This window comes from Psychrobacter sp. W2-37-MNA-CIBAN-0211, from assembly GCF_040309405.1.
Taxonomy (GTDB): Bacteria; Pseudomonadota; Gammaproteobacteria; order Pseudomonadales; family Moraxellaceae; genus Psychrobacter; species Psychrobacter glaciei.
Genome location: NZ_JBEOOU010000397.1, coordinates 1 through 253, shown reverse-complemented (window position 1 = coordinate 253; position 253 = coordinate 1). Strand labels below are relative to the sequence as shown.

At 51.0% G+C, this 253-nt stretch carries 1 pseudogene; it reads left to right on the top strand.

The features are described from left to right. Positions 1-253, top strand: a pseudogene (locus AAEY72_RS15640) (EamA family transporter RarD); the annotation flags it as partial.

Here is a 253-nt window from a genome sequence, read left to right as displayed (position 1 = left end):
GGCATTGAGCTATGTAGAGCCGATGCTGTTGTTTGTATTATCCGTCACGGTATTGAGTCAAAGTCTCGATGAAGGCGGCTCGCTGTTTATGTATGGCATGATTACGCTGGCATTACTGGTCATGCTGTTAGACAGTGCTATGGGCTATGTGACCCGTAAGCGTGACAATCATTTGCATGGTTACCGAGAGCCGCAAGTGGTCAGCTTTCCACCGCGCCGCCGTTTGATAGAGCGCCGTATCGATGGGGTGCTA